This is a genomic window from Acidovorax sp. GW101-11A03, from assembly GCF_059424825.1.
Map to the genome: position 1 here is coordinate 61050 of NZ_JBWKZU010000024.1, position 13399 is coordinate 74448.

At 67.7% G+C, this 13399-nt stretch carries 13 protein-coding genes; 5 read left to right on the forward strand and 8 right to left on the reverse strand.

The genetic code is table 11. The features are described from left to right. Positions 1–117 precede the first annotated feature (117 nt). Complete coding sequence (locus AC07Z7_RS12180; RefSeq protein WP_094287262.1) at positions 118–708, forward strand: NAD(P)H-dependent oxidoreductase; 591 nt, start codon at positions 118–120, stop codon at positions 706–708. A gap of 27 nt (positions 709–735) precedes the next feature. Here AC07Z7_RS12180 and AC07Z7_RS12185 read toward each other — a convergent pair whose 3' ends face one another. Further along, positions 736–1686, reverse strand: coding sequence for an NAD(P)H-dependent flavin oxidoreductase (locus AC07Z7_RS12185; RefSeq protein WP_494766387.1), 951 nt, complete (start codon positions 1684–1686; stop codon positions 736–738). Between the two features lie 69 nt (positions 1687–1755). Beyond that, positions 1756–2547 (reverse strand): pseudouridine synthase, encoded by a 792-nt coding sequence (locus AC07Z7_RS12190; protein WP_494766388.1) that lies wholly within the window; start codon positions 2545–2547, stop codon positions 1756–1758. A gap of 150 nt (positions 2548–2697) precedes the next feature. On the opposite strand from AC07Z7_RS12190, the gene AC07Z7_RS12195 reads away from it, so the two are divergent. Then, complete coding sequence (locus AC07Z7_RS12195; RefSeq protein ID WP_494766389.1) at positions 2698–3291, forward strand: DUF6151 family protein; 594 nt, start codon at positions 2698–2700, stop codon at positions 3289–3291. Between the two features lie 156 nt (positions 3292–3447). Then, complete coding sequence (locus tag AC07Z7_RS12200; RefSeq protein WP_494766390.1) at positions 3448–3783, forward strand: ankyrin repeat domain-containing protein; 336 nt, start codon at positions 3448–3450, stop codon at positions 3781–3783. Positions 3784–3826: 43 nt separating this feature from the next. Here the strand turns inward: AC07Z7_RS12200 and AC07Z7_RS12205 are convergent, their stop codons facing one another. Both AC07Z7_RS12205 and AC07Z7_RS12210 read right to left on the reverse strand, forming a co-directional pair. Then, a complete protein-coding gene (locus tag AC07Z7_RS12205) occupies positions 3827–4636 on the reverse strand; it encodes an alpha/beta fold hydrolase (RefSeq protein ID WP_494766391.1) in 810 nt (269 codons plus the stop codon). 86 nt (positions 4637–4722) lie between these two features. Next, positions 4723–5187 carry a tellurite resistance TerB family protein gene (locus AC07Z7_RS12210; protein WP_494766392.1) on the reverse strand — a complete coding sequence of 155 codons (465 nt, stop codon included), beginning with the start codon at positions 5185–5187 and terminating at the stop codon, positions 4723–4725. Between the two features lie 141 nt (positions 5188–5328). Between AC07Z7_RS12210 and AC07Z7_RS12215 the strand changes: the two genes are divergently transcribed. Continuing rightward, the gene (locus AC07Z7_RS12215; protein WP_494766393.1) at positions 5329–6246 is read left to right on the forward strand and encodes a DHH family phosphoesterase; all 918 of its coding nucleotides are present in this window, start codon (positions 5329–5331) and stop codon (positions 6244–6246) included. Between the two features lie 87 nt (positions 6247–6333). Here the strand turns inward: AC07Z7_RS12215 and AC07Z7_RS12220 are convergent, their stop codons facing one another. The 3 genes from AC07Z7_RS12220 to AC07Z7_RS12230 form a co-directional block, all read right to left on the reverse strand. Next, a complete protein-coding gene (locus AC07Z7_RS12220) occupies positions 6334–7551 on the reverse strand; it encodes a DUF1501 domain-containing protein (protein ID WP_494766394.1) in 1218 nt (405 codons plus the stop codon). A gap of 10 nt (positions 7552–7561) precedes the next feature. Then, complete coding sequence (locus AC07Z7_RS12225; RefSeq protein WP_494766395.1) at positions 7562–9175, reverse strand: DUF1800 domain-containing protein; 1614 nt, start codon at positions 9173–9175, stop codon at positions 7562–7564. A 148-nt stretch (positions 9176–9323) separates the two neighbouring features. Next, positions 9324–10595, reverse strand: a complete 1272-nt coding sequence (locus tag AC07Z7_RS12230; RefSeq protein ID WP_094287280.1) for an MFS transporter — start codon at positions 10593–10595, stop codon at positions 9324–9326. Positions 10596–10850: 255 nt separating this feature from the next. On the opposite strand from AC07Z7_RS12230, the gene AC07Z7_RS12235 reads away from it, so the two are divergent. After that, positions 10851–12554 carry a flagellinolysin gene (locus AC07Z7_RS12235; protein ID WP_094287282.1) on the forward strand — a complete coding sequence of 568 codons (1704 nt, stop codon included), beginning with the start codon at positions 10851–10853 and terminating at the stop codon, positions 12552–12554. Positions 12555–12575: 21 nt separating this feature from the next. On the opposite strand, the gene AC07Z7_RS12240 is transcribed toward AC07Z7_RS12235, so the two are convergent. Next, complete coding sequence (locus tag AC07Z7_RS12240) at positions 12576–13013, reverse strand: thermonuclease family protein (RefSeq protein WP_494766396.1); 438 nt, start codon at positions 13011–13013, stop codon at positions 12576–12578. Positions 13014–13399 lie beyond the last annotated feature (386 nt).

A 13399-nucleotide genomic window follows, 5' to 3' on the forward strand; every position in this document is an offset into this window, starting at 1 on the left:
GCCGTTGTGGGGCATTGGGCTTCGTGCTACGGAGCATCGGTCTAGCCGAACGGTGAAACCTGGCGTAGAGTCACAAGGCGTTAGGTCTTGGGGGGCGTTGGCCCTCAAGGAGGTGGGGTGGACCCAGAACGTATTGTGCTTATCCAGGGCCACCCCGACGCCCTGGCGCCGCACCTGTGCCATGCGCTGGCCCAGGCCTATGCCGACGGCGCCACTGCTGCAGGGCACGAGGTGCGCCAGATCGATGTCGCCACCATCGACTTTGCGTTGCTGCGCAGCCAGCACGAGTGGGAGCTGGGTCTGCTGCCCGCCTCGCTGAAACCGGCGCAGGCCGACATCGGCTGGGCGCAGCACATCGTGTTGTTCTTCCCGCTGTGGCTGGGCGACATGCCCGCCTTGCTCAAGGGCTTTCTGGAGCAGGTGGCGCGGCCCGGGTTCGCTTTCAGCACCGAAGGCGGCAACACGTTTGGCCGCAAGGGCCTCACGGGCCGCAGCGCGCGTGTGGTGGTCACCATGGGCATGCCGGCGCTGGTGTACCGCTGGTACTTTCGCGCACACAGCGTGAAGTCGCTGGAGCGCAATATCCTGGGTTTTGTGGGCATCGCCCCGGTGCATGAAACCCTGGTCGGCCATGTGGAGCAACTGGGCGATGCAGGCGTGGCGAAGTGGAAGGCGCGCATGCGTGTGCTGGGAGCCAAGGCGGCGTAGGGCCCCGCCACCGCACTGCAACGGCCGTCAACCAAACGACCGCGCTGCGGCCAGGGCGCCCATGCGCTGGCTGATCGCAAAGAACTCTGCCACCGTCTCTTCAATGATCTGCTGCGCCGTCTTGATGGAGTCGATGAGCCCGGCCGTCTGCCCCGCCAGCGCAGGGGCGGCCTCCATGTCGCCGTCAAAGTACACGCGCTGGATGCCTGCAAAGCTGTCGGCGGGCATCAGGCCCGCCTCATGGATGGCCTGCGTGCGCTGCGACTTGAGCGCACGGATGCAGGGGCTGGCCTTGGTGTTGAGCATCCAGGTGCCGGTCACGCCCGCATCGACGATGGCGTTCTTGTAGTTGGCGTGTACGGGGCTTTCGGCGCAGCTCACAAACCGTGTGCCCATCTGCACGGCCTCGGCCCCCAGCGCAAAAGCCGCCGCCATGCCGCGCCCGTCGCAGATGCCCCCGGCGGCCACCAGCGGCACAGCCACCCGCGCGCGGATGGCTTGCAGCAGCACCAGGGTGGAGACCTCTTCGGGGTTCTTGAAGCCGCCGCCTTCACCACCTTCGACCACCAGGCCGTCAATGCCTGCGTCCACACATTTGAGCGCTGCGTCCACCGTGGGCACCGCGTGGTAGACGGTGATGCCCGCGTCCTTGAGCGGCGCAATGAACTTGGCCGGGCTGCCCGCCGAGGTGGTCACAAATTTCACACCCGACGCGCACACAAAGCGCAGCATGGCATCGTCCTTCAAAAAGCGGATGGGCAGGTTCACGCCAAAGGGCAGGCCCAGCGCGCTCATCTTGGTGATCTCGGCCTGGCAGTTGGCCGTTTCGCCCGACGAGGTCTCGATGATGCCCAGCCCCCCCGCGCGCGACACCGCCGAGGCCAGCTGCGTGCGCGCAATCCAGCCCATGGGCACCTGGATGATGGGGTAGCGCGCGCCGGTGTGGGCAAGGACGCGGTTGGTGGCGGGTGCGGTCATGGGCGGTGTCTCCTGATTTTTGGGAGCGCCCATTATTTCGACGCGTGTGCCGACGCCGTGTCGCCCGCGTTACGGGGCCGGGGCAGGTGTCTCTTGCCAGGGCAGCTGCACAAACAGCCGCTGCCAGTCGGTGCTAGGGGGCGCGGTGGAAGCGTCGGCAGGCAGGTGCCCGCAGCCCCAGTCTGCAGGCCCAGGCCAGCGCAGCCCGCTGTCAAAGGTCATCGCGGCCCCCGTCACCGGGTGGGGCACCGTGAGCTGCCAGGCATGCAGCCACAGCCGCTGCTGGCCCAGCCGCTCGGCCCACCAGCGGTTGAGCGGACCCTTGCCGTGCGTGGCGTCGCCGATGATGGGGTGCGCCAGGTGTTTGAGGTGGCGGCGGATCTGGTGGCGCCGCCCGGTGGTCGGAAGGGCCTCGACCAGCGAGGCGCGCGTGGTGGCAAAACGCGCATCGCTGGCCTCGGGCAGCGTGAGCTGCGCCAGCCGCCGAAAGCGCGTGTGGGCGTCTTGCACAGCCGCATCGGCCGGGGCGTCATCGGGCTTGAGCGCGTGGTCCACCTCGATGGCCCCGGGCGCCCATCCGCGCACCATCGCCAGGTAGCGCTTGTGCGTGGCGCCATGCTCAAACGCCTGCGACAGTGCACGCGCCGCATCGCTGTGCAGCGCCATCACCAGCACGCCGCAGGTGCCTTTGTCGAGCCGGTGCACCGGGAACACATGCTGGTCCAGCTGGTCGCGCAGGGTTTGCATCACAAACCGCGTCTCGCCCGCGTCCAGCCCCGTGCGGTGCACCAGCCAGCCCGCAGGCTTGTACACGGCCACCAGGTGCTCGTCGCGCCAGAGGATGTGCAGGGGAGGGGGCATGGAAGAAAGCGGGGAAGGGTGGCAGGAAAAAGGCAGGCAGCACGCACGGGCGGCGGTGCCGTGCGCGCCGTTTTACTACATGGCGCCCGCACACTGCTGACAGATTCTGGCAGCAGGGGCGATAAGCTGGTGGTTCCAATGGAGGGAGCCATGAACCATCGTTTTCAATGCCAGTGTGGCCAGCTTGTTGGCGAGGTGGCACACACACGGTCTGCCATCCATGCCATCTGCTACTGCCGCGACTGCCAGGCCTATGCCCACCACCTGGGCCAGGCCGACGCGACGCTGGACGCCCTGGCCGGTACCGAGGTGGTGGGCACACATGCCCGCAACGTGTCTTTCAGCAGTGGCATCGATCAGCTGGCCTGCCTGTCATTGTCCGAAGGCGGCTTGCTGCGCTGGTACGCGCGCTGTTGCAACACCCCCTTGGCCAATACGGGGCGCGACTGGCGCATGCCCTATGTGGGTCTGGTCCATCTGTGCCTGCGGGCGGGTGGCGCACCGCTTGTGCCTGCGTTTGTGCCAGTGCAGATGCACCTGGAGACCGCCAGCGCCCAGGGCACGCCGCCCCGCACAGGTTGGAGCCAGCTGAGGGCGTTGCTGGGCTTCATGCCCCGCATTGCGGCGGCGCGATTCACTGGCAGCTTTCGCCGCACACCTTTCTTCACAGCCACTGGTGTGCCCGTGGTGGCTGTGCGCGTGCTGACCGCCGCCGAGCGCGAAAGGGCCATGGCTGCGGTGTAGGCGCTAGGCCGGTTGCATGGGGCCTCTGCGCCACCGGCCGAGCGGCCGGGCATGCCAGAATGCCCACGGTTTGCTTGGGAGCCATGGGCCCGGATGCTGGTGCGTCGGGTTGTGCTGCGTTCCCTGCCGAACCCCAAAACACCAAAAGGAGACCCCATGTCGGCAGGAGACTGGAAAGACATGTACGCCGCCGCCGTGGCGGGAGACCTGGCGCTGGTGCGCCACCACATCAGTGCGAGCGTGAACCCCAACTACCAGCACCCCGAGATTCTGTGCACACCCCTGGTGGCCAGCCTGATCCATGGGCACAGCGAGATCGCGCACTACTTGCTGGCCCACGGCGCCGACCCCGGGCTGCGCTCCGACTTTGACGACATGACCCCGCTGGAGGCCGCACGCAGGTACCGGCGCACCGAGTTCATCGCCTTGCTGCAGGCACGGGGTGCCAAGGAAGAGCGCAAACCGTTCTGGTGGCGCTGGTTGCCGGTGTAGGCGATGCGGCGGGGTGATGGATCACCCCGTTGCCCACAGATTCTCAGAGGCCGGCGAGGCAGCGCTGGAGGGCTGTATTGAACTGGTGCGGGGCTTCCAGCGAAGGCAAATGCGCCACGCCCGGCAGCATGGTGCCTTGCGCGGCAGGGATGCGCTGAGCGAGCAGCCTGCATCGGTCTTGCAAATGCGGAAGGTCGAGATCGCCCCACAGCACGGTCGTGAGGGCCTGGATGGACTCCAGCCGCGCCCATGCCGATGGCTCTTCGACGGCCACTCCCGGGTGCGGCGCCCGCAGTGCGGTCCCGTTCATCGACAGAAAAAGGGAGCGTGCCTCGCCTCCGACCCGGCCCGGCGGGCTCAGGGGGCCGTCCAGCCACAGCTGGGCCTGCAGTTCGTTTTTTGCATCCAGGTCGCCACGCGATGCGGTTGCATGGATGGTGTCCATGAGCTCTTTCACCGTGGCGACGGGCTCTGGCGTCGGTGCGCCGCCGACACCGGGCGACACCAGCACCAAGCCACCCACGCGCGCAGGCTGAGCCATGGCTGCTTCGATGGCAATACGACCGCCCATGGAGCAGCCGACGAGAACTGCCTGCTCATATCCAAGAGCATCCATTACCGACCACAGGTCGGCCACGTGGGAATGCGGCATGGGTGCGAGAGTGCGCGATTCGCCAAACCCTCGGCGGTCATAGCTGATGGCAGGGCGGAACGAGGCCAGCCAGCTGCAGGAGGCCCGCCACATGCGTCGGTCCGCGACGTTGGCGTGCAGGAAAAGGACCGGTACACCCGCAGCGCCGGGGTGAGCGTCCTGCTCCACAGCCAGCAACGCACCGCTGACTTTCACCTGCATCGTTTTCCTAGTTGTCATGCGGGGGAAGATACCGACCGCCGACTCGGGGTGTCAATGCGAGGTGTCAGGCGGCTCGCCGCACAGGGTCACAGCAGCGCGGTTTCCTTCGCCCGCATCTTGGCGGCTATGTACTCCCCATGCGTCACATGCAGTAGCCCGGCCACCTTGCTGATGGTGTGCATCTCGTTCTCGTCCAGGCGCGCATCGGCATAGGCCACCTGCCACATGGCTTCGACCAGCTGAATCTTCTGGTCCTGCGTGAAGTGCTCGTTCAGGCTGCTGGTGAAGCGCTGGTAGTCGTAGGCGGTTTGGGATGTGGTCACGGCCAGCTCCAGCAGGCGGGCCAGTTCGTCGTCGCTCAGCGCAAACTTGCTGCGCAGGGCGGCCACTACGGTGGTGCGCTCGGCGTCGTCCATGGAGGCATCAAATCGCACCACCTCCACCAGCAGCACGGCGGCGGCCAGCTGCACGGTGTGTGCGCGCTCGGCGGGTGACTGTGACGGCGTGGGCTGCGTGAAGCTGTCGAACAGGTCTTTGAGGGTTTGGAACATCGGGGGCCTTTGGGGAGGGCTTTCGCCGTGTGGCGCAAGGGGGTGGAGGTGTGGTCGCGCCGGTTGGTTCCCTCCGGGCGCGTGGGCGGTTGCGCACTTTGCGCTCGCTGCTGCCTATTGCCCCGGCGACAATTGGGGGTCATGACGAAGAAAACCATACTCCCCCTGCAACTGCTGGTTGCCCCCGACAAGAACGACCCCGCACCGCTGATCCTGTACCACGGGCGCAACTGCCCCGATGGTTTTGGCGCCGCGCTGGCGGCCTGGCTGTACTACGGCGACAGCGCCGAGTACCGGGGGCTGGACCATGGCGATGTGCTCTCGGTGGACGACCTGCCGCCTGTGGCGGGCCGCACTGTCTACATCCTCGACTTTTCGTTTTCGGCCGAGATCCTGCAGGCCATTGACGAGCGCGCCGCCAAGCTGGTGATGCTGGACCACCACAAGAGTGCTGCCGAAAAGCTCACTGGTTTTGCCTGCCGCTGTGGCGTGGTGCACTTCGACATGAGCAAATCGGGTGCGCGCCTGGCCTGGGAGTTCTTCCACCCGCATACCCCCATACCGCCGCTGCTGCAGTATGTGGAAGACCGTGATATCTGGAAGTGGGAGTTTGAAGAGAGCGCACGCTTTCTGTCGGCGCTCGACATGGAGACTCAGGACTTTGCGCGCTGGAGCGAGATTGCCAGCTTCAGCCCCGAGCAGCTCGCGCAGTTCATGGTGCGCGGCGCGGCCATGGACGAGAAGTACAAGAAGCTCTGCGCCGACATCGCAGAGGGCGCGCAGCCCCTGGTGTTCAACGGCATTGCAGGCCTGATGGTGAATGCGCCCGGCATGTTCCACAGCCTGGTGGGCGACATGCTCTCGGCCAAGACCGGCACCTTTGCGCTGATGTGGAGCGCGGGCGAAAAAGGTGTGAAGGTGGGGCTGCGTGCGCAGCGCAACTTTGACTGCATCGCACTCGCCGAAAGCATGGGCGGCGGCGGGCATGCACAGGCCTGTGGCTTCAAGATGAAGGTGGAGCGCCTGCCCGAACTGCTCTCTGGCACCTTCAATGCCTGAAGCAGGCGCCGGTTTTGAATAAAAATCGGCCGTTGCGCGCTATGAATAAGCACTGATAGCTATTAAATATATAGCAATCGGCGCAAGTTACACCAGCCGCAAGTCCGCCCCCTTCGTCCCTGGAAACACTCGCGCCACGGCGGCCGCGTTCAACCCGTACAACCGGGCGAACAACCCGCCCAGCACGGCACGGTAGTCGTTGAGCACGGGGTAGTCGCGGTTCTGGAACAAGGTGGTGGCCGTCAGCGCCTGCTGTTCGCCCACTATGCGCCCGCCGCCCACACCGCCGCCCAGCACCCAGAACACGGTGCCGTGGCCGTGGTCGGTGCCCCGGTTGCCGTTCTCGCGGAAGGTGCGGCCAAACTCGCTGACCACCACGACCACGGTGTGCTTCCATGCCGGGCCCATCTCGTCGGCAAAGCCTGCCAGGCCCCGGCCCAGCTCTTCAAACCGGTTGGCCAGCGCGCCCGTGGCCGCACCTTGGCCCACATGGGTGTCCCAGCCGCCCACGTCCACAAAACCGATCTGGTAGCGCGTCTGCATCAGCTTTGCCATGCGCCGGGCCGTGCCTTCAAAGCCCTTGGTGCTCAGTGCATTGCGGCTGGCGGCCTCCATCTCGCCCTGCATGGTGCGCGCCACTTCTTCGCGCGTGGCAAAACCTTCGGCCACGGGTGTGGCCAGTGGCGTGCCCCGGTACATGGATTCGATGAGCTGCGCCTGCCGCGCGTCTACACCACTGCGGCCCGCCGCCGCGCTCAGCAGCGTGTTGGGCACATCCACTGCGCCGCGCAGCACCAGGGGCAGGGTGCTGGTGAAGGCCATGGGCTGCAGCGCGGCCGCGGCTGGGGTGTGGCCGGTGCGCGGGTTCAGCTCGGCCACCAGCCGGTTCAGAAAACCCGAGCGGTAGTCGCGCCGCCCGCCCACGGGCTGGCCCAGCTCCATGCTGTCTTGCGTGTCGAAGTGGCTGCGCGAGAGGTCGTCGGTGCCCGCAAACGGCACAAAGGCCAGCTGGCGCTGCTGGTACAGCGGCAGCATCGAATCTGCCAGCACGGGGTGCAGGCCCCAGTCGGGCGTGAGCGGCAGCGCGCCGCCGTCCTGCCCCGGGCGGGCAATGGCGATGTTGGGCCGTGTCTCGTAGTAGTAGCTGCTGGCCGTGGGCACCAGCAGGCTGGCGCAGTCATAACCACCGCGCAAGAACACAAGCAGAAAACGCACGTCCTGCGCGCCGGGGGCGGCCATCGCGCTGGCGCTGTGCACGCCGAGGGCGCTCGCGCCCAGGGCTTGAAGAAGGTGTCTGCGTCGCATGGTGATTTCCTCAGCCGTGCATGAACTCCGGTGATGCAAGGAACAGCAGGTTCCACTCGCGCGGCGATGCCGCCTGCGCCAGCGCATTGCGCGTGGCGGCCGACCAGGTGGGCTGCAGGGCGCGCACATAGGCACTCTGCGCCAGCGGCGGGGGCGTGCGCTGCGATGCCGACTGCTCGGCCATCCTCATCTCCTTCTCGCGCGGGGTGGGCATGGGGGCGGTGGCCACCCCAGCCCCGATGGCGCGGGCGATCTCGAAGCGGGTGGACATCTGCCCCGAGCCCGCCCATGCCGCCGCGTCCAGCGGGTAGCCGTCGGGCGTGGCGCGGCCATACAGGGGCTCGGCCAGGCGCTGCAGCCAGCCCAGCGCGGGCTCGGCGCCGGGCAGCACGGCGTCGCCATGGGCCAGGCGCAGGCTGGCCAGCACATAGTGCACCGGGTCGCGAAAGCGCTGGCCCAGCGATGCACGAAACTCCGGCGCGCTGAACAGTGCCTCCAGCACGGCGGCGATATCGCCATCGGTGCGCTCGAACGTGCGGGCCAGGGTTTGCAGCAGCGCGGGCGGTGGCTTGTCGCCCACCAGGAAAAGCGCGATCTTGCGCGTGATGAAACGCGCTGTGGCTGGTGCGCGTGCCAGGCGGTCCAGCGCTTCGTCCACCTCAGCCAGGCCTTCGGCGCGGAGGGGCTGGCCCAGCAGCGTCTTGGGCTCCCAGTCATGTCGCTGGGGGTTGAACTCGAACAGGCCATCGCGCACGTAGTGGCGGCGCAGCGCGGGCTTCATGCGCGGGGGCTCGTCGCCGTCTGGCTGGCGTGCAATGCCCACACCGGTCAGCACGCGTGCCAGCTCCTGCACATCCTGCTGGCTGTAGCCGCCGTCCACGCCCAGCGTGTGCAGCTCCATCAGCTCGCGCGCGTAGTTTTCGTTGATGCGGCCCGCTGCGTTGCGCGCGTTGTCCAGGTAATGCAGCATGGCCGGGTGGCGCACCGTGGCACCCAGCAGGTCGCGAAAACGCCCCAGCGCATGGGGGCGGATGGCGCGTTCCTCGTAGTCGCCCACCAGCACACGCAGGTGGCCCTTGCCCGCAAACACGCTGAAGTGGTTCATCCAGAACCAGGTCATCTTCTCGCGCAGCTGGGTGGGCGAATACAGCGCGCGCAGCACAAAACGCTCGGCAGCCTCTTGCTGCAGCGCGCGCATGTCCTGCTGCCAGGCCTTGAGCGCGGCTTTGCGGCCATCCTCGGTGGGCTGGGCCTTGGCGGCCTGGTGCTGGGCCTCCATGCGCGCGGCCAGATCGGGCAAGGGCGTGCGGGTGATGGCCATGGCGTCGATCTGCGCCTGGGCTGCGCGGGGCAGCGTGGCGGGCGGGGGGCGCAGCTGCGCGGCCAGGTAGGCCGCAACCCCTTGCGGTGGCAGCGCCTGTGCGCCCTGGGCAGTGTTGCCCCAGGTCACGCGGTCCAGCAGGCGGGTTTGCGTGGCTTCGTCAGCGCTGGCCCAGCCAGCGGTACCCGCCGGGGCGGCGGCGCGGCCCAGGCCCAGCGGGGCGGAGGCAGCCATGCCCAGCAGGCCAGCGAGCACGGTGCGGCGGTGAAGAGGGCCGGGGAGCGGGGCGGAAAGAGCGTTCATGGGGCGCACAGGGGGCAGGCAGTGGAGCGCATGGTGCTCCGCCCCAACGCGCCGTGCAAGCCTGCCGCGCGGGTTTTACCTGCGCGACACAAACGCCCCGGAGCTTGTTTACACGGGCTGTTGCGCCGTCGCTGAACCGCTCAGCTGCTCAGCTGCTGGCCTGCGCAGCTTCCTCGAAACGGTCCACCGTGCGCAGGGTCTTGAACGCCAGCATCCAGCCACCCACCACGCCCAGCGTGCACAGGCCGCCCACCACGGCGGCGGGCACCACGCCCAGCCAGGCGGCGCTGGTGCCCGCGCGGAACTCGCCCAGCTCGTTGGACGAGCCGATGAACAGCATGTTGACCGCGTTCACCCGCCCGCGCATGGTGTCGGGCGTGGAGAACTGCACCAGTGCCCCCCGGATGTACACGCTCACCATGTCGGCCGCTCCCGCCACCATCAGCGCCGCAAACGACAGCCAGAACCAGTGCGAGAGCGCAAACACGAGGTTGGCCACACCAAACACCGCCACGGCGATGAACATGGTGCGCCCCACATGGCGGTTGAAGGGCCGCATGCTCAGGTACAGCCCGGCACCCACCTCGCCCACGGCCATGGCGCTGCGCAGCGCGCCCAGGCCGGCCGGGCCTACGTGCAGCACCTCTTGCGCGTAGATGGGCAGCAGGGCCACCACGCCGCCCAGCAGCACGGCAAACAGGTCCAGCGAAATGGTGCCCAGGATGATGGGCCGCGAGCGGATGAAGCCGATGCCCGCGCCAAAACGCTGCCACATCGTGCCCTGCGTGGGCCCGGGGGCGGTGCCGTGTGCCACCGGAACCCGCAGTACCAGCGCCACCCCCAGCGCAAAGCAGGCGCAGCACATGGCATAGGTCAGCTCGCCGCCGCCCAGCGCATACAGCAGCCCGCCCAGCAGGGGCCCGCCGATGCTGGCCACGCGCATCAGCATGCTGTTGGCAGCCATGGCCTGCGCCAGATGCCCGCGCGGCACGATCTGCGGCAGCAGGCTTTGCATGGCCGGGCCCGAGAACGCGCGCGAACAGCCATACAGCACCAGCACCGCATAGATGCCCGCCACCCCGCTGGCCCCGTGGCCCGACAGCCACCACAGCAGTGCGCTGCACACCCCGCCCACCGCCCAGGCCAGCGCCAGGATGCGCTTGCGCGCAAACCGGTCGATCAGATCGCCCGCCGGCAGCAGCAGGCACAGCATGGGCAGAAACTGCGCCAGCCCCACATAGGCCAGCGCCAGGGGTTCACGGGTGAGGTCGTACACCTGCCAGGCCACCACCACGGCCTGCACCTGGGTGGCCACCACGGCCACCACGCGGGCGATCAGAAAAGCAACAAAACCGGAATGGCGGTAGACGCTGGTGGGCTCGGCAGTGGGCGCCGCAAAAGGGGATGGGGGGGCGGTCATGACAAACGGGGACGGGTTGGCACCGGGGCGCTGTGCGCGGTGGAGCCAGGAGGGAGAAAGACCCCACGATGCTATCGGCGATGCCCCCTGCGCGCTGGCGGCTTAGGTAAAGACCCGCAGAAATCGCCATTCAGGTTTTGCCGGAGCGCGTCGATAAGGAGACAGAGAAGCGGGTTTCCGGGCCCCCGGCGCTGTGGCGTGGGGCGCGGTGCCTGTGTATTTATCCACCACTCACCAGGAGCTGCGGGGCTGGCCATGGGGTTGACGATCAACACCAACGTGATGTCGCTGAATGCGCAGCGCCGGCTTGGCAATGCGCAGAGCGATATGGCCACGACCGTGCAGCGCCTGTCCTCGGGCCTGCGCATCAACAGCGCCAAGGACGACGCCGCGGGCCTGGCGATCTCCGAGCGGTTCACTTCCCAGATACGGGGTTTGAACCAGGCGGCGCGCAATGCCAACGACGGCCTGTCGCTCATGCAGACGGCCGAGGGCGCGCTGCAGAGCGTCACGGCCAGCCTGCAGCGCATCCGCGAGCTGGCTGTGCAGGCCGCCAACGACACCAACAGCGCGTCCGACCGCCAGGCGATCCAGGCCGAGGTGACGCGGCTGGCGCAAGAGATTGACCGTACCGGGCGCACCACGCAGTTCAACGGCATGGACGTGTTCGACCGCTCTGACGCCAGCGTGGTGGGCGACGAGAACCTGCTGTCCGTGTTTGATGGCCTGACCAGCGCGGGCAGCTGGCTGGAGAGCAGCGAAAACCTTATCCGCACCTATTTTGGCCTGCAGGGCGATGGGGCGGCCATCGACATCCGCTACACCGGCTTTACCGACAACGCGGGCGGTGTGGCTGCCTATGTGCAGGTCACCGGGTTTGACGGGCAGGGGCGGGGCAACAACCTGGTGCTGCAGGTGGACATGGCCGACTTCGTGCCGCCCAACCCGCCCAATGGGGGCTCTGCGCCGTTCTACAACGACCGTGTGATTGCCCACGAAATGGTGCACGCGGTGATGGCCCGCTCCACCAACTGGCAGAACATCACTGGCAGCCACCTGTGGTTTGCCGAAGGCGCGGCCGAATTCATCCACGGCGCCGAAGAACGGGTGCGCGCCGACGTGGCCAACCTGGGCGTGGCCGCGGTGGTGGCGGCCATTGGCGGGCCCAGCAATACCAGCGAGTTCTACTCGTCCAGCTACTCGGCCGTGCGCTACATGCACGAGCGCATCAAGACGGCGGGCGGCACCGGCATCAAGGATGTGCTCACCTACATGAGCAACAACCCCGGCTCCACGCTGGACGCGGCCATTGGCGCAGCCTCGGCCGGGGCCTTCACCAACGCGGGCGATGTGCTCACGCAGTACGGGCTCAACGGGGCGGCCTTCATCGGCAGTTTTGACCTGAACAATGCCGACACCGGCGCCATTGGCGGCGCCGACGTGGACGGCGGCATGGTGCGCGACGCCAAGGCGGCGCTGCCCAACCAGGGCAGCCGCTCGGGCAAGGACGCGCTGCAGGGCTTCACCGAGACCTACGAAAACATCGCCTCGACCAGCGGCGCCATCAGCACCAAGGTGTTCCAGGTGGGCGCCAACGCCAACCAGACCCTGGAAACCCGCGTGGGTGCGATTGGTCTGGGCGCCATGGGGCTGCGCAACACGCTGGACGTGACCACCTCGGCCGCGCAGGCCATCGTGTCGGTAGACCGCGCGCTGGACTACGTGAACAGCCAGCGTGCCGTCATCGGCGCGCAGTCGTCGCGTCTGGAGTCGGCCATCACCAACTTGCAGATCGGCAGCGAGAACCTCTCGGCCAGCCGGGCGCGCATCACCGACACCGACTTTGCGGTGGAGACCGCCACCCTGGCGCGCCAGCAGATCCTGCAGCAGGCGGGCAACGCCATGGTGGTGCAGGCCAACCAGATGCCCCAGGGCGTGCTGGCTTTGCTGCGCACCTGATCCATCCCTCTGCAGCCCAGCTCAGCGCTGGCTGCGCCGGTGCCGGTAGTCCCACGGCGCCAGCGGCCGCTTCTGCGACCACAGGCCGGTGCCACTGCTGCGCGCCTGCTGCTGCAGCGCTGCCAGCTCCGGGCGCGATTCGGCATAGGGCGTGTACACCCAGGCCAGGCCCGCGCGCACCTGGGCCGTGGCCACATCGGCACTGCCGCAGCGCACATGGGCCACCGTGCGACCGTAGCTGTCTTCATCCACTGGCTGCAGCGTGGCGCGCTGCCTGAAGCACAGCCGCGCCAGGTTCTGCCGCGACTTCTGGCCAAACGGCTGGCGCGACTCGGGCGCGTCGATGGCGGCAATGCGCACCTTCACCTGCTGGTAGGCGCCGGGCGCGCCGCAGCGCGCGGTGAGGGTGTCGCCGTCGCTGATGGCGACGACCAGGCAGAACAGGGAAGCAAGGGGCACGGGCGGTGGTGGGGTTGGGAGAGGTGGGCGAAAGGCTGCGTTGACGGGAGGCGGCAGCTTTACAAGCTATTTTGGCCTCTTGGGCGCAATGGATAAGCGCTGATAGCTATCAATAGTGTAGCTGCTGTGGAGCAGGCTCCGGGGCAAGCCGGGGGGTGTGGCCCATGGAGTGCAGGAATGCCGGTTTTTTGTGCAGCCTGCTGAAACCACACACCGGCGCGGGTTTGAGAACGTGTTCACGATCTTTTCCGGGCCGCGCAAGTGCCTTGCCGGGATGGGGTGCAAGGCGCGGTGCGCGGTGGATAGCTCGGCTATCCACAAGCGCCGCAACGCCGCAGACCGCCCGGCAAGGCACTTGCCCGAAGGGTTGGGGCGAAATCGGGCGA

Bases quoted from the DNA above. Each gene is read 5' to 3' on its own strand.
- AC07Z7_RS12185 (WP_494766387.1), bottom strand. From the start codon at position 1,686: ATGACCGCACCCGCCACCAACCGCGTCCTTGCCCACACCGGCGCGCGC.
- AC07Z7_RS12225 (WP_494766395.1), bottom strand. From the start codon at position 9,175: ATGAACGCTCTTTCCGCCCCGCTCCCCGGCCCTCTTCACCGCCGCACC.
- AC07Z7_RS12195 (WP_494766389.1), top strand. From the start codon at position 2,698: ATGAACCATCGTTTTCAATGCCAGTGTGGCCAGCTTGTTGGCGAGGTG.
- AC07Z7_RS12210 (WP_494766392.1), bottom strand. From the start codon at position 5,187: ATGTTCCAAACCCTCAAAGACCTGTTCGACAGCTTCACGCAGCCCACG.
- AC07Z7_RS12190 (WP_494766388.1), bottom strand. From the start codon at position 2,547: ATGCCCCCTCCCCTGCACATCCTCTGGCGCGACGAGCACCTGGTGGCC.
- AC07Z7_RS12205 (WP_494766391.1), bottom strand. From the start codon at position 4,636: ATGCAGGTGAAAGTCAGCGGTGCGTTGCTGGCTGTGGAGCAGGACGCT.
- AC07Z7_RS12220 (WP_494766394.1), bottom strand. From the start codon at position 7,551: ATGCGACGCAGACACCTTCTTCAAGCCCTGGGCGCGAGCGCCCTCGGC.
- AC07Z7_RS12200 (WP_494766390.1), top strand. From the start codon at position 3,448: ATGTCGGCAGGAGACTGGAAAGACATGTACGCCGCCGCCGTGGCGGGA.
- AC07Z7_RS12235 (WP_094287282.1), top strand. From the start codon at position 10,851: ATGGGGTTGACGATCAACACCAACGTGATGTCGCTGAATGCGCAGCGC.
- AC07Z7_RS12230 (WP_094287280.1), bottom strand. From the start codon at position 10,595: ATGACCGCCCCCCCATCCCCTTTTGCGGCGCCCACTGCCGAGCCCACC.
- AC07Z7_RS12215 (WP_494766393.1), top strand. From the start codon at position 5,329: ATGACGAAGAAAACCATACTCCCCCTGCAACTGCTGGTTGCCCCCGAC.